This is a genomic window from Pseudazoarcus sp. NS34, from assembly GCF_059703725.1.
Map to the genome: position 1 here is coordinate 467,745 of NZ_BAAKIZ010000003.1, position 16,955 is coordinate 484,699.

At 64.5% G+C, this 16,955-nt stretch carries 16 protein-coding genes; 9 read left to right on the forward strand and 7 right to left on the reverse strand.

Annotated features, from left to right (window positions below):
- The first annotated feature begins 31 nt into the window (after nt 1-31).
- Genes AC6H0N_RS12315 through AC6H0N_RS12325 form a run of 3 tightly spaced genes read left to right on the forward strand, consistent with a single transcriptional unit; the run spans nt 32 to nt 4,552 of the window.
- Complete coding sequence (locus tag AC6H0N_RS12315) at nt 32-1,984, forward strand: acetate--CoA ligase family protein (protein WP_497574403.1); 1,953 nt, start codon at nt 32-34, stop codon at nt 1,982-1,984.
- Nucleotides 1,966-3,210 carry a glycosyltransferase gene (locus tag AC6H0N_RS12320; protein WP_497574404.1) on the forward strand — a complete coding sequence of 415 codons (1,245 nt, stop codon included), beginning with the start codon at nt 1,966-1,968 and terminating at the stop codon, nt 3,208-3,210. Before AC6H0N_RS12315 ends, AC6H0N_RS12320 begins: the two co-directional genes overlap by 19 nt.
- Nucleotides 3,197-4,552 (forward strand): HlyD family type I secretion periplasmic adaptor subunit, encoded by a 1,356-nt coding sequence (locus AC6H0N_RS12325; RefSeq protein WP_497574405.1) that lies wholly within the window; start codon nt 3,197-3,199, stop codon nt 4,550-4,552. Before AC6H0N_RS12320 ends, AC6H0N_RS12325 begins: the two co-directional genes overlap by 14 nt.
- A 146-nt stretch (nt 4,553-4,698) precedes the next feature.
- Here the strand turns inward: AC6H0N_RS12325 and hemB are convergent, their stop codons facing one another.
- Together hemB and yihA are read right to left on the reverse strand one after the other, a co-directional pair.
- Nucleotides 4,699-5,715 (reverse strand): porphobilinogen synthase, encoded by a 1,017-nt coding sequence (hemB, locus tag AC6H0N_RS12330; RefSeq protein WP_497574406.1) that lies wholly within the window; start codon nt 5,713-5,715, stop codon nt 4,699-4,701.
- A gap of 152 nt (nt 5,716-5,867) precedes the next feature.
- Nucleotides 5,868-6,509, reverse strand: a complete 642-nt coding sequence (yihA, locus tag AC6H0N_RS12335; RefSeq protein WP_497574407.1) for a ribosome biogenesis GTP-binding protein YihA/YsxC — start codon at nt 6,507-6,509, stop codon at nt 5,868-5,870.
- A gap of 119 nt (nt 6,510-6,628) precedes the next feature.
- Here yihA and AC6H0N_RS12340 point away from each other — a divergent pair, with 119 nt between their 5' ends.
- Nucleotides 6,629-7,249, forward strand: a complete 621-nt coding sequence (locus AC6H0N_RS12340) for a c-type cytochrome (protein WP_497574408.1) — start codon at nt 6,629-6,631, stop codon at nt 7,247-7,249.
- A gap of 48 nt (nt 7,250-7,297) precedes the next feature.
- Here AC6H0N_RS12340 and AC6H0N_RS12345 read toward each other — a convergent pair whose 3' ends face one another.
- Entirely contained in the window at nt 7,298-8,107 is an 810-nt protein-coding gene (locus AC6H0N_RS12345) for a ferritin-like domain-containing protein (RefSeq protein ID WP_497574409.1), read from the reverse strand.
- Nucleotides 8,108-8,192: 85 nt separating this feature from the next.
- Between AC6H0N_RS12345 and moeA the strand changes: the two genes are divergently transcribed.
- The 3 genes from moeA (at nt 8,193) to phoU (ending at nt 10,883) form a co-directional block, all read left to right on the forward strand.
- On the forward strand, nt 8,193-9,425 hold the full coding sequence (moeA, locus tag AC6H0N_RS12350) for a molybdopterin molybdotransferase MoeA (RefSeq protein ID WP_497574410.1): 1,233 nt from the start codon (nt 8,193-8,195) through the stop codon (nt 9,423-9,425).
- Nucleotides 9,426-9,444: 19 nt separating this feature from the next.
- Complete coding sequence (gene rpiA, locus AC6H0N_RS12355) at nt 9,445-10,113, forward strand: ribose-5-phosphate isomerase RpiA (protein WP_497574411.1); 669 nt, start codon at nt 9,445-9,447, stop codon at nt 10,111-10,113.
- A 65-nt stretch (nt 10,114-10,178) separates the two neighbouring features.
- The gene (gene phoU / locus AC6H0N_RS12360; protein WP_497574412.1) at nt 10,179-10,883 is read left to right on the forward strand and encodes a phosphate signaling complex protein PhoU; all 705 of its coding nucleotides are present in this window, start codon (nt 10,179-10,181) and stop codon (nt 10,881-10,883) included.
- Between the two features lie 71 nt (nt 10,884-10,954).
- On the opposite strand, the gene AC6H0N_RS12365 is transcribed toward phoU, so the two are convergent.
- From AC6H0N_RS12365 to AC6H0N_RS12380, 4 genes are all read right to left on the reverse strand, one after another.
- A complete protein-coding gene (locus AC6H0N_RS12365) occupies nt 10,955-11,227 on the reverse strand; it encodes an oxidative damage protection protein (protein WP_497574413.1) in 273 nt (90 codons plus the stop codon).
- Nucleotides 11,228-11,324: 97 nt separating this feature from the next.
- Nucleotides 11,325-12,686 (reverse strand): amino-acid N-acetyltransferase, encoded by a 1,362-nt coding sequence (argA, locus tag AC6H0N_RS12370; RefSeq protein WP_497574414.1) that lies wholly within the window; start codon nt 12,684-12,686, stop codon nt 11,325-11,327.
- 111 nt (nt 12,687-12,797) lie between these two features.
- Nucleotides 12,798-14,282 carry a polyphosphate:AMP phosphotransferase gene (gene pap, locus AC6H0N_RS12375; RefSeq protein ID WP_497574415.1) on the reverse strand — a complete coding sequence of 495 codons (1,485 nt, stop codon included), beginning with the start codon at nt 14,280-14,282 and terminating at the stop codon, nt 12,798-12,800.
- A gap of 14 nt (nt 14,283-14,296) precedes the next feature.
- Nucleotides 14,297-15,022, reverse strand: a complete 726-nt coding sequence (locus AC6H0N_RS12380; protein WP_497574416.1) for a 16S rRNA (uracil(1498)-N(3))-methyltransferase — start codon at nt 15,020-15,022, stop codon at nt 14,297-14,299.
- Nucleotides 15,023-15,191: 169 nt separating this feature from the next.
- Here AC6H0N_RS12380 and AC6H0N_RS12385 point away from each other — a divergent pair, with 169 nt between their 5' ends.
- Nucleotides 15,192-16,004 carry an inositol monophosphatase family protein gene (locus tag AC6H0N_RS12385; RefSeq protein ID WP_497574417.1) on the forward strand — a complete coding sequence of 271 codons (813 nt, stop codon included), beginning with the start codon at nt 15,192-15,194 and terminating at the stop codon, nt 16,002-16,004.
- A 15-nt stretch (nt 16,005-16,019) separates the two neighbouring features.
- Nucleotides 16,020-16,895, forward strand: a complete 876-nt coding sequence (locus AC6H0N_RS12390) for a phosphoribulokinase (protein WP_497574418.1) — start codon at nt 16,020-16,022, stop codon at nt 16,893-16,895.
- The last annotated feature ends 60 nt before the right edge of the window (nt 16,896-16,955 follow it).

A 16,955-nucleotide genomic window follows, 5' to 3' on the forward strand; every position in this document is an offset into this window, starting at 1 on the left:
GAAGGTCACGGCCATGAAGCCGGCGAGCCCCATGCCGGAAAGTCGTCACGCCTGGCGAATCGCAGGACACATTCAGGCAATTCCTGGGCACCTGTACGGTAGTCGTTACCCTTCGCTCATCCTCAGCATTGCGGGCCGGAAACTCGCGCCCCGGCATCACCAAGCCTTGGGAGACCGGCTGGAGCAATGGAACGCAGATTGCCGCTTTCCCACCTCCGGCAACGCAGGGATGCTCCATGAAGATGGCTTCGAAAGCGCCCTGGAGTTGTTCTTCATCGCGCTGCAAAGGGTGCAATTGAACTCCGGCCTGCCCGTTTTCGAACATGGCAGGGTGCTTTCGATGATGGACGAGACAGCGCATTGCCTCATTCCCACCACCCGCCTGGGCCTGCAAGCTCTGCCCGCCGTGCTCGAACGCGCTCTTGCTCTGTTCAACGCCTGCACGGACAGCGAGAGTACTTCTCCTGGGTTTGAAACAATCTTGTTGTCCCCGGAGTGCGCGTTGAAGGAGAACGGCCCGGTCAGCTCAACCATGCTCTGCTTCGCGCAGACGGCTCATCAGTTGGGCATTCCCGTGCGAGAAATGCCCGCACGCATTCACTTGTTCGGCGTGGGCAGTCGAGGGCGCTGGCTGGAAGGTTCATTCACCGACGCTACGCCAAATCTTGCTGCGCGGCTGGCACGCAACAAACACGAAGCCGGCTCGGTGCTCAGGATGGCGGGGCTGCCCGTCCCGCCCCACGTCATGGCGCGTTCTGCGCAAGCAGCCACCGCACTGGCGCAGAAGATTGGCTACCCGGTGGTGGTCAAGCCCGCCGACCTGGACGGCGGCGTGGGCGTGGCTGCCGGCCTGACATCGGCCGAAGAGGTGACCGAAGCCTTTGCAGCGGCACACCGCAGGTCTCGCAATGTTCTCGTCGAGAAGCACTTCGAAGGCAGGGACTACCGGCTCACCGTGTTTCAGGATCAGTTGATCTGGGCCGTTGAGCGCATCCCGGCGGGCGTCACGGGGAACGGCCGCTCTTCAGTGCAGGAACTCATTGAACAGGAAAATGCCAACCCGCTGCGCAGTGGGCGAACAAGCGCGCCACTAAAGCCCCTGAAAACAGATGTGGCTGCGCTGAATGTATTGCGCAGCCAGAATCTGGGCTTGGCCTCGGTCGTGCCGGCGGGACAGTTCGTGCGCCTTTGCCGCGCGGCCAACATCGCCTCAGGAGGCTCGCCCGTAGCGGTTTTTGACAACGTTCATCCTGACAATGCCTTGCTTGCGGTACGTGCTGCGCGAGCGCTCAAGCTCGACGTCGCCGGCATCGACTTGATCATTCCCGACATTGCCGTTTCGTGGAGAACCAGCGGTGCGGCAATTTGCGAGGTCAACGGCCAGCCGAACATCGGACAGGTCACCGCCCTGCATCTTTACGCCCCGATCCTGCGCGGGCTGATCGAGGGTAACGGGCGCATCCCGGTGGTCGCCTTGGTCACTCCAGACGAAGACTCGACGTTGGCAGCAACGGTAGCTAACGCCCTCCGCGCACGCGGAATGCGCGCGGGCCACCACGATGCCCACGGAGTTCATATCGACGGGCAAACGCTTGCTCCAGGTCGGCGCACGCCGTTCGATGCTGGCCAGATCCTGTCGCTGGAGAGCACGGCAGACGCAATGGTGCTGACCATCAGTGACGACGGAGTGCTGCAGACGGGGCTGCCGGTCGCACGAGTGGATCTGCTCATCAGGGCAGAGATATCCGGTACAGCAGCTGCCGCCCCCGGATTGGATCGGGTGATGGACGCGCTGCTGCCTGCCTGCGACGGTCGCGCCCTGCACATTGGCAAGCCCACTTGCGCGGAAGCACGCTGTCAGATCGTCGCCGAGATCGTTGAATCCGTGCTGGAGATTGATCGCAAACACCAGCAAGCCTGCACGCCCGTCGTAACGGTACGGGTTCCCGGTGCTGCGGAAGCGCCATGCCCAGCCGAGTCCTGATCGCCTGGGAACTGGGCAGCAACCTGGGGCATCGCGCACGCTGCCTCGCTCTTGCCCGTGCCTTGCAAGCCCACGGAATCGAAACCGTGCTGACGCTGCGCGACCTGCGCGGCGAGCCCGACACCGCCCCCTTCCGCATGCTTCAGGCCCCCCGCCTGAACCCAGCGAAACATGATCCCCAGACGCCGCCGGCGAACTACGCCGAACTCCTTCTGGCGGTAGGCTATGCAGACCGCGAGGCCCTGCGCGGCGGCATTCGCGGTTGGAGTGACACCATCGCCCTATGTGGCGCCGACCTGGTGCTGGCGGACCACGCCCCCACAGCGATGCTTGCGGCAGCGCTGATGAACGTGCCCCATCTGGCGATTGGCAACGGTTTTGCGATTCCACCGGCCATCATTCCGTGGCCAAGCATCCGCCCGTGGGAGAGTTGCTCGGCAGAGCGTCTGCGCAACGCCGAAGCCAAGCTTGATCACGCCGTGGGCGCTGCACTAGGCGGCAACCGCAACCCCGAAGACGTGCAGATTCGGGCGCTGTTCAGGCCGGAACACGACCTGCTCGACACCTTTCCGGAGATGGACCACTACGGCATACGCCCGGACGCAAACTACATCGGACCGATCTTCGGCCTCGGCAGTGAAGCAGCGCCGCTGGCGTGGCAAGGCTGCGGGACCAGACGGATTGCCGCCTATCTGCGTGTGGGCATACCGGGCTTCACAACTCTGCTCGACGCTCTTGCGGCCAGCGACGCCGAGGTGCTGTGCGTGGTCCCTGACCTGGCGCCGGAAATGGCGCAGCGATGGCCTCGCCTGCGCCTGTCCCCCGAGCCTGTCAGGCTCGACCATCTCGTTCAGGACATGGACCTGATGATCGGCTATGGCGGCGGCGGCACGATGTGCGAGGTACTGCTGGCCGGCGTTCCGTTGCTGCTGATGCCGCAGCATGTTGAACAGGTACTGGCCTCGCGCTGCCTGCAGCAATACGGCGCCGCGCACGTCATCGGGCGGGATCGCAGTCGGAAGGCCATCGCTTCCTCGCTGGATCGCGGCCTGAAAGACGCGTCGTTGCGTCTGAACGCCAAGCGCTTTGCCCGGGAACATGCCGGCTACCAAAGTGAGCAGAGCATTGACCATGCTGTTCGCCACATCCGGCAACGCCTCACAGGTATTGCGCCCGCTGGCCTCACCCGATCGCAGACATCGACCACACACCATGAACACATCTGATCGCGACTATCTCGACTTCCACCCCCCACTGATGAGGCTTCAACAGGCCGCGCCCAATCCCCTCGGTCGCAGCATTGTCTGGGTGCTGTCGGCGCTGCTGGCCTTTGTACTGATCTGGTCCCTGTTCGGGAGGCTGGACATCGTTTCCGTGGCCGAAGGGCGGCTTATCCCGGAAAGCAATCTGAAAATTCTGCAGCCAGCCGAAGCGGGAATCGTTCGGGAACTGCACGTGCACGAAGGCGACCGCGTACAGGCCGGACAGGTATTGATGCGCATGGACACCGTACTGAGCGAAGCGGACGGAAATGCCCTCGAAGCTGAAATCCGCCGCAAACGGCTGTCGTTGCACCGCATCGAAGCCGAGCTGTCGGGACAGGTGCTCGATCTTTCCGCAGAGCCACTCTCGCCGGTGGTGGAAGAGACCATGGCGCAGCATCTGGCCAATCGGGCTGCGCTCGCTGCCGCGCTCGCCGAAGAGCACAGTCGGTTGGCGAGGGCGAAGCAGGAACAGGCCGCCGCCGAGCAGACCCTTCGCAAACTCGAAGCCACGCTACCCCACTACAAGTTGCAGGAAGAGGCGTTCATTCGCCTGACCAAGCAAGGATTTTCGGGAGAGTTGATGGCGAGCGACAAGCGCCGAGAACGCATCGAGAAGGAACAGGAGATCGCGACCCAGGCCCACATCATCGAATCCGCCCGCGCCGGCGTGGCGCAATCACAGAGTCGAATGACACAGATCGAAGCCGACTACCGCCGACAACTTCACGCCGAGCGCCAGGAAGTATTCACGCACCTGGACAGGCTCACCGAAGAACGCGCGAAGCTCGCACACCGCCGCGCACTCCTTGAACTCAAAGCGCCGCAGGACGGCATCGTCAAGGAGCTGGCCACGCACACTGCCGGCACGGTGGTGCAACCCGGCACCGTGCTGGCGACGGTCGTTCCGCTGGATGAGTTGCTGAAAGCCGAAGTCTGGGTCAACAACGATGATATCGGCTTCGTACGCGAGGGGCAGGTCGTCAAAATCAAGCTCGCCGCGTTCCCGTTCCAGAAATACGGCATGCTCACCGGGCAGGTCGAGCGCGTAGGTGCAGACACCTCGGAGCGCAACGCGAGCGGGCTCTCAGCCAACACCGCGCAACCGGTCGCGAACGCCCCGCCGCCCGCCTACAAAGTATTGGTCAATCTGGACGCGCAGCACCTGGAGATGCACGGCAAGCAATTCGTCGCATCGGTCGGCATGCTCGCCGTGGCCGAAATCCATCTGGGTGATCGCAGCGTCGCCGAGTATCTGTTGTCGCCCGTTTCTAACGCCTGGCATGAGGCTGCGCGGGAGCGCTGACCCGAAGTCCATGTCCGGTTCTGCTTACTGCTCTACCCGACCGGCGAAACCCATGGGGGTCGGTCATTCGGCCGGACTCGGCGCGCACTTCTGCATTCCACGTTCGGCTTCCGCAGCTCTGCCGTACTACTGCACTGCCCCGCGGACTATTCCTCGCCGCGCAGCCACCGCGCGGCATCCAGCGCGAAATAGGTGAGGATGCCGTCGGCACCCGCGCGCTTGAAAGCCAACAGGGCTTCGAGGGCACAAGCGCGCTCGTTGAGCCAGCCGTTGGCGGCAGCGGCCTTGAGCATGGCGTACTCGCCACTGACCTGATAGACATAGGTCGGCACCTGCAGCTCGTGCTTCACGCGGCGCACGATGTCGAGATACGGCATGCCGGGTTTGACCATGAACATGTCGGCGCCCTCGCTAATGTCAAGCGCGACTTCGCGCACGGCTTCGTCCGAGTTGGCCGGGTCCATCTGATAGGTGTGTTTGTCGCCTTTTCCGAGGTTGCCGGCGGAGCCGACGGCGTCGCGGAAGGGGCCGTAGAAGCTCGACGCGTACTTGGCCGAATAGGCGAGGATGCGGGTGTGGATGAAGCGTTCGGCATCGAGCGCGGAGCGGATGCGGGCAACGCGGCCGTCCATCATGTCGGACGGGGCGACCACATCGGCACCGGCACGGGCGTGACACAAGGCCTGTTTGGCCAAGGCTTCGAGCGTCTCGTCGTTCATGACGTAACCGCGCGGGTCGGCCGGGTCGATGAGGCCGTCTTGGCCGTGGCTGGTGTAGGGGTCGAGCGCGACGTCGGTGATGACGCCGAGTTCCGGGTACGCGGCCTTCAGGGCACGCACGGTGCGCGGCACGAGGCCGTCGGGGTTCCACGCTTCTTCGGCTTCGGGCGTTTTGCCAGAGGCGTCGATGACCGGGAACAGTGCGATCGCTGGCACGCCCAGCTCCACCGCTTCGCCGGCCACCTTGAGCAGGCGGTCGATGCTCACACGCTCGACGCCGGGCATGGACGGGACGGCCTCGACCCGGTCCTCACCGTCGAGCACGAACACCGGATAGATCAGGTCGTCCGCCGTCAGACGATGCTCACACATCAGGCGTCGCGAGAAGTCGTCGCGACGCATGCGGCGCATGCGGATGGCGGGGAATGCTGGACCGGATCTCATCTGGAACTCCTTTTGAAACAACGTGATGTGAAAATCTCACGACACGAGGGAACCGATCCGCGCTGGGGCACTCAGAACACACGGATGCGCAACTGGCATCCCCCGCTTCCCTCCCTGAGCGGGAGCCTTGAGCTAAGGCGTTTTCCCCGGGCTTACGTCTCTTCGGCCCGGGGTTTTTCTTTTGTGGCGGCCTCATCCTGAGGCAAGCCAAGCCAGCCCGCGACGACGTGTTCGACTTCTTCGATGCCGGTCTTCTTGAGGCTCGAGAACAGCTGCACGCTCACCTGCCCGGCCAGATGACCCAACTCGCGGCGCACCAGCGCAAGCGAGGCGGCAGCTTGGTTTTTCGACAGCTTGTCGGACTTGGTGAGCAGAATGTGGATGGGCCGGCGGCTCGGGGCGAACCAGCCGATCATCTGCAGATCGAGCGGCGTGAGCGGGTGCCGCGAATCCATGATCAGCACCATCCCGACCAAGTTCTCGCGCTTGCTCAGGTAGCGTTCGAGCAGCCCCTGCCATTGCTTGCGAATCTCGGGCGGGACTTTGGCGTAGCCATAGCCCGGCAGGTCGACCAACGCTGCGCCGCAGTTGAGGCGGAAGAAGTTGATGAGCTGGGTTCGGCCCGGCGTCTTGGAGACATAGGCCAGGCGAACATGCCCGGCCAGGGTATTGATTGCGCTGGATTTTCCGGCGTTCGACCGCCCGGCAAAGGCGACCTCTGCCCCCACCGGAGGTGGCAGACCTGAGGTCTTGGCAATCGAGATTTCAAACTGGGCGTTACGGAATATGGGCATCTTGGGTAGACACCGCGCGAGGCCCGGTATCGGGAAAAATTCGGGGCTTCGCGCAGAGGCGAAGAGTTAATATAGAATACCGCGTTTGTGTATCTGCTCACAGCTTTCAGAGGACACCCATGATCAAGCGTTCCCTTCTGCTTTCGCTGCTTCTGGCTACCGGCGGGCTGCATGCCCAGGCTCCGGATCTTGACCGCGCCAAGCAGCTTGCCGAATCCATCTGTGTCGGCTGTCACGCGATTGACGGCAACAGCACGATCGCGGACAACCCGAAGCTTGCGGGTCAGGTCCCCGAATACCTCTTCAAGCAGCTGCGCAACTTCTCTTCGGTGAACGGTGCCCCGCCGGCCCGCCCCAACCCGATCATGAGCTCGATGGTCGCTGCGCTGTCGGAAGACGACATGCGTGCCCTGGCTCACTACTACGCTCAGCAAACGCTCCAACCGGAAGTGGCCCAGAACGCCGACACCATCGAACAGGGTCGCGAAATCTGGCGTGCTGGCATCGCCTCCAAGGGCGTTCCGGCCTGTGCTGCCTGTCACGGCCCGAGCGGCGCCGGCATGCCGGCGCAGTACCCGCGCCTGTCCGGCCAGTTCGCCAAGTACACCTTCACGCAGCTCAAGGCCTTCCGTGATGGCGATCGCGCCAATGACCCGGCCGAGATGATGCGTGACATCGCACTGAAGATGACCGACAAGGAAATGCAGGCAGTCGCCGACTACGCAGCCGGCCTGCGCTGAGCGCACACTGCTTCGACAAGAATGGCGGCTTCGGCCGCCATTTTTCGTTTACCGCCGTCGGCCTGCACGCAGGCGCTCGATCTCTTCGGCCGAAAAGCCGGCCTGCAGCCGTGCCGCTTCGTGCAGCGGCGGTTGCGGGTACGGCGCCTCGAAGTCGTCCATCAAGGCCAGATAGGTGGCTTCCGGCTCTACGCCGCGCTCGGCGCACAGCGCCCGGAACCAGCGGTCTCCCAAGGCAACGTGCCCGATTTCGTCGCGCAGGATGATGTCCAGAATCGCCATCGTTGCTTCGTCGCCGATGCCGCGCAGCTTGTTCATGATCACCGGTGTCGCGTCCAGCCCGCGCGCTTCGAGCACGCGTGGCACCAGTGCCATACGGGCCAGCGGATCGTGTGCGGTGCGGCACGCCATGTCCCACAGCCCGTTGTGCGCGGGAAAGTCCCCGTAGTCGTGCCCCAGATCACGCAGACGGGCGCGCAGCAGCGAGAAATGCTCGGCCTCTTCGGCGGCCACTGTGAGCCAGCCGTCGTGAAATTCATCCGGGAAACTGCGGTAGCGCGCGATGCAGTCGAGCGCCAGGTTGATGGCGTTGAACTCGATGTGGGCGATGGCGTGGATCAGCGCGGCGTGGCCTTCCGGCGTAACCGGCTTGCGCGGCTTCAGGCGATCCGGCGCGACCAGCTCCGGCCGCGCGGGGCGACCAGGTACGGTGAGTGGCAGTGGGTCGTCCGGCCCGGCCACCACGATTAGCTGACCGGCTGCCCGTGCTGCGCGCAAGGCTTGGGTAGCAGCGCACTTGTCGGTCGGATCGCAAACGGCCAAGGCGTCAGCTGCGGCCTGATGCAGGGAATTCGGCATGGGCGGATTCTAGCGCCCCACGTACTGCAGCGTTGGGACGGATAGGGGATAATGCGCCGGGTCAGTCCGCACCCAAGGCAACGCAATGAACCCCCAACCGAAGAACATGCTTTCCGTCGCCGACGCCCGCGAGGCCATTCTCGGCCCGCTCACGCCGGTCGATGGCTGGGAACGCGTGGCCGTGCGCGCCGCACTCGATCGCGTGCTGGCCGAGAACGTCATCGCGCCATGCAACGTCCCGGCGCACGACAACTCTGCGATGGACGGTTACGCGCTCCGCTTTGGCGATCTCGCGCCGGACGCCGATACGCGGCTTACCGTGGTCGGCAGCGCCTTTGCCGGCCGCCCCTTCAGCGGTCTGATCGGCGCTGGCCAGGCAGTGCGCATCATGACCGGCGCACCCATCCCCGAAGGCGCCGACACCATCGTGCCGCAGGAGGCCACGCGCACGGAAGACAAGGCGGTGTTCATTCCGTCCAGGGTGCGCAAGGGCCAGAACCTGCGCCGCGCGGGAGAGGACCTGAAACTGGGCAGTGTCGCCCTGCCCGCCGGCACCTTGTGCGGCCCGGCCGAAATCGGGCTGATTGCCTCGCTCGGCATTGCCGAAGTAACGGTGCGTCGCCGTCTGCGCGTAGCCTTCTTTTCCACCGGCGACGAGCTGGCCTCGATTGGCAAGCCGCTCTCGCCCGGCGAGATTTACGACAGCAACCGCTACACCCTGTTCGGCGCGCTCACGCGGCTGGGCTGCGAGCTGATCGACATGGGTGTGATCCCCGATGATCCGTCGGCCATCGAAGAGGCCTTTCGCAGTGCAGCCGCCAGCGCCGATGTGATCCTGACCAGCGGCGGAGTCTCGGTCGGCGAAGCCGACTACACGCGCGAGATGCTCGGCCGGCTCGGCCAGGTCTCGTTCTGGCAACTCGCCATCAAGCCCGGTCGCCCCATGGCCTTTGGCCGCGTCGACGGCGCCTGGATGTTCGGCCTGCCCGGCAACCCGGTGGCCGTACTGGTGACTTTCTACCAATTCGTGCGTGATGCGCTGCTCACGCTCTCCGGCGTTTCGCCACTACCGGAACCGGCGCTGTTCGAGGCGACCTGCGCCAACGCCATCGGCAAGCGCCCGGGGCGCCGCGAATTCGTGCGCGGGCGCTTCCACTGGAGCAACAACGGACCGCAGGTGCGGGTGGCCGGCAGCCAGGGCTCGGGCGTGCTCAAATCCATGTCCGAAGCGAACTGCTTCATCGTGCTGCCGGAAGAATGCGGCGACGTGCCGACCGGTGGCCGCGTCATCGTCCAGCCTTTCGATGGCCTTGTCTGACCTCTACGGAAACCACTGAATGAATCAGGACGCACTCAAGAAGGCCGCCGCGCTGGCCGCGCTCGATCGCATTCCGCACGGCAGCATCGTCGGGGTCGGCACGGGTTCCACGGTGAATCACTTCATCGACGGCCTGGCCGAGATGCGCTCGAAGATCATCGGCGCGGTATCGAGCTCCGACGCAAGCACGCGCCGGCTGTCCGCCGCCGGCATCCGCGTGTTCGACCTGAACGATGTCGACACCATCCCGGTATATGTGGATGGCGCGGACGAAATCGACCACGGCTTCGCGATGATCAAGGGTGGTGGGGGCGCACTGACGCGCGAGAAAATTGTCTCCGCGGTCGCGCAACGCTTCATCTGCATCTGCGACGAAACCAAGCGAGTCGAATGCCTGGGGCGCTTTCCGCTGCCGATCGAGGTCGTACCCATGGCCCGCGCCCATGTCGCCCGCCAGCTGGCTCAGCTGGGCGGCAACGTCGTCGAGCGCACCGGCTTCATCACCGACAACGGCAACCTCATTCTCGACGTGCATGGGCTGACCATTTCGGAGCCGAGTGCGCTGGAGAGCGAGATCGACCACATCGCCGGTGTCGTCACCAACGGCCTGTTTGCGCGCAGGGGTGCCGACGAACTGTTGCTGGCCACTGCATCGGGCGTGCGCAGCTTCAGCCGCAAACCTGCGTGAACTGCAACAAAACCGTCACATGGCGATGCTAGTCTGCGCGGACTCATATTGGAGTCCATGAACAGATGAACAAGCACACCTTCGCCCAATTCGACCGCGACCTCGACGAGTTGCGCCAGCGCGTCGTCCTGATGGGCCAGGAGGTCTGCCAGCAGGTACGCGACGCCATCCGCGGCCTGGGCGAGTCCGACAAGGCCCTGATCGAACAGGTCATCCTGCGCGACAAGCGCATCAACCGCGAGGAAGTCGACCTCGACGAGCGCTGCGTTCAGATCATCGTCAAGCACGCGCCGGCCGCGGCCGACCTGCGCATGCTGACGACCACCATGCAGATGATCACCGACCTCGAACGCGTCGGTGACGAGGCCAAGAAGATTGCCAAGGCCGCACGCCAGATCGTGGGCGCCAACCCCGACAGCGTGCCGCAGGTAAACCTGCTGACCGTCTCCGAGCACGCCGTGGGCATGCTTGAGCGGGCGCTAGACGCCTATGTGCGCGGCGACGTAACGCTGGCGCCGGAACTCGCGCGTGAAGACAAGGACGTGGATGCCGTCATCAAGGGCGTCATGGGCGACCTGGCCACGCTGATGATGAAGACGCCCGATCACGTCATCCGCTCGCTGGACCTGCTGACCATCGCCAAGGCCATCGAACGTGTCGGCGACCACGCTACCAACGTCGCCGAATACGTGGTGTTCATGGAGCGCGGACGCGATGTGCGTCACACCACTCCCGAGGCCATGGAACAGGCCATGCGCCCGGCCGACTGAAGCGGCGGTAAGCGCACAAAAAAAGGCAGCGGCTTTGGCCGCTGCCTTTTTGCGTTAAACCACCGGCCCGATCAGGCCGACGGCGGAACGAAGCCTTCAACCTGATCAGCCCCGTCGCCGAAGAAATGGCGTTCGAGCTGCTCGGACAGGTACTTGCGCGCCTTGGCGTCCATCAGATTCAGGCGGTTCTCGTTGATCAGCATGGTCTGGTACTTCACCCACTGCTGCCAGGCTTCCTTCGAAACGTTCTCGTAAATGCGCTGCCCGAGCGGGCCCGGCACGGGCGGGCGCTCCAGCCCTTCAGCCTCACGGCCGAGCTTGATGCAATTGACCATACGGGTCATGGCTTACCTCTTGCGAATCGATAGTGTCGAAGATTTTACCAGCCGCAGGCGCTAGCTAGGGCGCGCTGTCCGACCGCATGCACCCGCGCCCTGGCGGTCACAGCGGTTTGACGAAAACCTTGGATCGGCGCTGGTAGTTGTACAGCTCAAGCTTCTTCTTGGGCAGGGCATCCGGCCCGGTTTCGACAAAGCCGCGCTCGCGGAACCAATGCGCGGTGCGCGTGGTGAGAATGAACAAGCGCTCCAGCCCCATCGCACGGGCGCGCTTTTCGAGCCGCTTGAGCATCTGCTCACCCAGCCCGGCACGACGATATTCGTGCGCCACCGCCAGACAGGCCAATTCGGCCGAGCCCTCGTCACCAAACGGATACAGCGCCGCGCAGCCGACCAGCACGCCGTCGTGTTCGACCAGCGTGAAGCGTTCAATCTCCTGCTCCAGCAGTTCGCGTCCGCGCCGCACCAGCGAGCCGTCGGCTTCGAGCGGCTGGATCAACGACACCAGCGCACCGATATCCTCGACCGTTGCCTCACGCATGCGGAACAAGGGGTCGCGGGTGACGACGGTGCCGACGCCGGCGTGGGTGAAGAACTCCAGCAGCAGGCCACCGTCCTTGTCATGGTCAATCAGGTGCACCCGGCCGACGCCTTTGCGCACAGCGCGAATCGAGCCCGGCAAGTAGTAGTGCAGATCTTCGGTGAGTCCCTGGTTGGCGTCGAAGGCGCGCTGCGCCTCGTCGGCGGTAACCGATTCAATCAGTTGGCCGTCCTCGTCGAGCAGCCCCGGCGCGTCGCACAGATAGACCAGCTTTTCGGCTTTCAGCGTGACCGCCACGGCTTCGGCTACATCTTCCATGCTGAGGTTGAATATCTCGCCGGCCGGCGACACGCCCAACGGCGTGATCAGCACCACGTTCTGCTGGTCGAGGTCGGCCTGGATCTCTTCGTCGAGAATCTTGCGCACCGCGCCGGTGTACTGGTAATCGACCCCATCAACCACGCCGACCGGGCGGGCAGTGATGAAGTTGCCACCGGTCACGCGAATGTAGCTGCCGGCCATCGGCGTGTTCGGCAGGCCTTGCGAGAGCAGCGCCTCGACCTCGAAACGCGTCACCGCCATCGCCACCTTGACGCATTCGAGCGCCGGCGCGTCGGTCACGCGCAGGCCGTTGTGGAACTGCGGCTCCAGCCCGCGACGCGCCATCTCGGTATCGATCTGCGGGCGTGCGCCATGCACCAGCACCAGCCGCACCCCCAGCGCGGAGAGCAGGTTGCAGTCGTAGGCGAAGCGCTGGGCGCGGTCGTGATCGGCCATGACCTCGCCGCCAAAGGCGATGACGAAGGTCTTGTTGCGGAAGGCATGCACATAGGGCGCAGCCCCACGCACCCAGGCGACAAACTGCGCGGCCGTCTCGTCGGCAGCCACGATGCGGGCTTCGGAGGTCTGGGAATCACGGCTCACGGGCATCACCTTTATATCGGAATGCGATGATTCTATCGGAATGCTGCAGCTGCGCGCCGCCACAGCGCCCGGCGCCTGCTTTGGGCGCGCCATGACGAAGCTGCGCAGGAACTAAGCGGAAAGCGCCTGCTCCAGCCGCTCGCAAATCGTGCGTAGCACCTTGATGCGTGCGTAGTGCTTGTTGTCGGCCTCGACGACGATCCACGGGCGCTCACCGCCTGTGCGCTCGATCATTTCCGACACCGCCTCCTCGTACGCGGCCCAACTGTGGCGGTTGCGCCAGTCGTCCGGCGTGATCTTGAAGCGCTTGTGCGGCTCGGCCTCGCGCTCCCGGAAGCGCTTCAACTGCTCGTCGCTGCTGATCGCCAGCCAGAACTTGATGACCACGGCGCCGGCCTCTTCCAGTGTCTGCTCGAAATCGTTGATCTCGCCGTAGGCACGCATCCAGTCGCTCTCTGCGGCGAAGCCCTCGACGCGCTCGACCAGCACACGGCCATACCAGGAACGGTCGAAGATCACGGTTTTGCCGAGCCGCGGCACATTGCGCCAGAAGCGCCACAGGTAGGGCCTCGCGGCTTCCTCGTCGGTGGGTGCGGCAATCGGCAACACCCGGCAATGGCGCGCATCGAGCGCGCTGGTGACACGGCGGATTGCGCCGCCCTTGCCGGCGGCATCCATCCCCTCGAACACCAGCACCAGCGAATGCTTGCGAAAGGCCTTGTCGCGCGTCAGCAGGGCAAGGCGCCCCTGCAGCAATTCAAGCTGCTCGTCGTACTCCTTGCGCGGCATCTTCTGTGCCAAAGCAAGGGTATCGAGAAAGCTGCGGCGATCCGGTAACGCAGGCAGTTCGGGGCGCGGTGCAACCTGTTCGGGAGCCCCGCGGAAACGGGCCAGATTCCGCGTGATCGTATCGAGCAGAGTGCGCCCGACAGCCAGTGCGCGATGATTGGCATTCTCGCTGTCGATCACGACCCACGGCGCTTCTGCGCTGTCGGTGGCGCGCAACATGGACTCGGCCAACTCACGATTCCGGTCGTAGCACTTGTGTGCGGTCCAGTCCTCGTCAGTCACGCGCCAGCTCGTCTTGTCGTCGGCAGAAAGCATGTCGAAACGGCGCTTTTGCGCATCTTTCGAGAGATGGAACCACAGCTTTACCAGCAGCACGTTCTCGTGCGTGAGCATGGTCTCAAAGCGTTTGATCTCGTCGAGCCGATGGGCGAAACCGGCCTTGCCGCCGTCCGGACCATCGCGCTCGCGCAGCGCGTCGGCGTACCAGTCGCCGAACATCACGCTGAGCTTGCCGCGCGGCGGCAGCACCCGCCAGAAGCGCCACATGTACGGCCGCTCGGCCTCCTCGCTGGAGGGTTCGTCGAAGCCGCGCACCTCGATGTGGCGCGGGTCCATCCATTTGGTGAGCAAGTTGACGGTGTCGCCCTTGCCGGCGCCTTCGACACCATTGATCAGCACCACCACCGAGAACGCGCGCGTTTCGAGCAGTTCGTATTGCGCGTCGAGCAGCGCGGTGCGCAGCTTGTCCTCGGCCTTGCGGAAGTCGCTCTTGCTGACCTTGTGACCGATTTCGGCAGATTCAAACATTCGGCTTTCCCCGTTCAGAAATCGCCCCACAGGGCTTGCAGCGCGGCGACGACAGCCAAGCCCGCGGTTTCGGTGCGCAACACGCGCGGCCCCAGCGTGACACCTACGCAACCGGCCGCGCGGCAGGCGGCCAACTCGTCCTCGCTCCAACCGCCTTCGGGGCCGATCAAGACGTGACAGGCGCCGGCCGGCCGGCCCAGCTCGGCCAGCCGGCAGCCACCCACCGGGTCGAGAATCAGGCGTTGCGGGCCGTTGCGGTGCTGCACGAGGTAGTCGCGCAAATCAGCGATATCGGCCACCTGTGGCACGCGGTTGCGCCCGCTCTGCTCGCAGGCCGAAACCGCCACTTCACGCCAGTGCGCGACACGCTTGTCGGCACGTTCGCCGGCAAGCTTCAGCACACTGCGCGAGGCGCGCACCGGCACTACGCCTGCCACGCCCAGCTCGACGGCTTTCTGCACCACCCAGTCCATCTTGTCGGCGCTCGCCAGCGCCTGCACCAACACGAGCTCAAGCGGAGATTCGCGCTCGGCGCTGCGGCGTTCTCCCAGCCGTGCCGACCAGCGTTTGCCCTGCCCTTCCAGCACCGCCTCGACTTCGCCGCCACGACCATCGAACAACACGATGCGCTCACCGGCGGACAGGCGCAGCACGCGCACGGCGTGATGCGCAAGCGCATCGGGCAGTTCGAAGCAGTCGCCCGGTGGCAGCGGCTCAGGAGAGAAGAATCTGGAAACCATAGTTCAGCAGGGTAATGAAAAAGCGTTGCGAGAGCCCACACGGGCGTTGACGAAGCCGCGCTTCGCACGCCGGATACGAGGCGCGCGGCGGGCGGAGCACAGGCCCGCCACAGTAGATGCGCATTGCCCTGCTAGTATATGGGCTCGACAGCCACCCCGCGGGGAGCCCATGCCCACCCCCTCGCATCGCCTGGCCCGCGCGCGGGCACTCGAATCGCTCGTGCGCGACGTCGCACGCGAAGTCATCCTGCCGCGCTATCTGCGCACGGCACGCAATTGCAAGTCCGACGGCACGCTGTTCAGCGAGGCCGATCTCGAATCCCAGCATCACTTCGAACGCGAACTGCCCGGGCTGCTCTCAGGCCCCGTGCTCGGTGAAGAAATGACACTCGACCAGCAGCAGGCGCTGTGGGAAGAAGGGCGCAAGGGGTTGTGGTGCATTGATCCGATCGACGGCACGACCAACTTCCTCAACGGCATCCCGTTCTTTGCGGTGTCGATCGCGTATCTGGTTGATCATGAGCCGCGCTTCGGCGTGGTGTACAACCCGGTCACCGACGAGTCCTTCTACGCCGCCAAGGGCTCGGGCGCGTGGCTCAACGGCACCCGTCTGCCCTTGCGCCGCACGGCCGAAGGGCTGGGCGAGGCGGTCGCCGGAGTGGATTTCAAACGCGTGCAGCCCCAACTCGGCAACGAGCTCTCGCGCCACCCGCCGTTCTATTCGCAACGCAATTTCGGCTCCAGCGCGCTGGAGTGGTGTTTCACTGCGGCCGGCCGGCTGGACGTGTACCTGCACGGCGGCCAGATGCTGTGGGACTACGCGGCCGGCAGCCTGATCCTGTCCGAATCGGGCGGCGTCGGCATGGCACTCGATGGTCAGCCATTGATGGCGCCCCCCGGCGTCAAGCGCGGCGTCATCGCTGCCGCCAGCCCCGGCCTGTTCTCGCAATGGCGCGGCTGGGTGGCCGCGCATACCCCCTGACCTACGGAAGCCCACATGTCCGCGAAACACCCGATCATCGCCGTCACCGGCTCGTCCGGCGCCGGCACGACCACCGTCAAGGACACCTTCGAGCGCATCTTTCATCGCGAGAACGTGAACGCCGCCATCGTCGAGGGCGACAGTTTTCACCGCTTCACGCGGGCCGAGATGAAGCAGCAGATCGAGCAAGCTGAAGCGCGCGGGGAACGTGGCATCAGCCACTTCGGCCCGGACGCCAACCTGCTCGAAGACCTCGAGGCGCTATTCCGCGGTTACGGCGAATCAGGCGTAGGGCGCAAACGCGTCTATATCCACAACGAGGAGCAATCGGTCCGCTGGAACCTGCCGATGGGCACCTTCACCGACTGGGACGACCTGCCGGTCGGCACCGACTGCCTGTTCTACGAAGGCCTGCACGGCGGCTTCATGTCGGACAGCATCAACATCGCCAAGCACGCCGACCTGCTGATCGGCGTGGCGCCGACGATCAACCTCGAATGGCTGCAGAAGCTGCACCGCGACACCCACGTGCGCGGCTATTCGGCCGAAGCCGTGCAGGACACCATCCTGCGCCGCATGCACGACTACGTGCATTACATCGTTCCGCAGTTCGCCCGCACCCACATCAATTTCCAGCGCGTGCCGGTGGTCGACACCTCCAACCCGTTCATCGCGCGCGACGTCCCGTCGCTGGCCGAATCCATGGTGGTGATCCGCTTCTCCAACCCGCGCGGCATCGACTTCCCCTACCTGCTCAACATGATCACGGGTGCGTTCATGTCGCGCGCCAACACCATCGTCATCGAGGGCGGCAAGCTTGATCTGGCGATGCAGCTGATCCTCACGCCGCTGATCTGGAAACTGATGGAGAAAAAACGCAAAGCATTGTAATGCCGCCGTACCAGCGGGTTCGCGCCCTGTACTGTTGACTCCGCTCCGTCGCCCTACCGC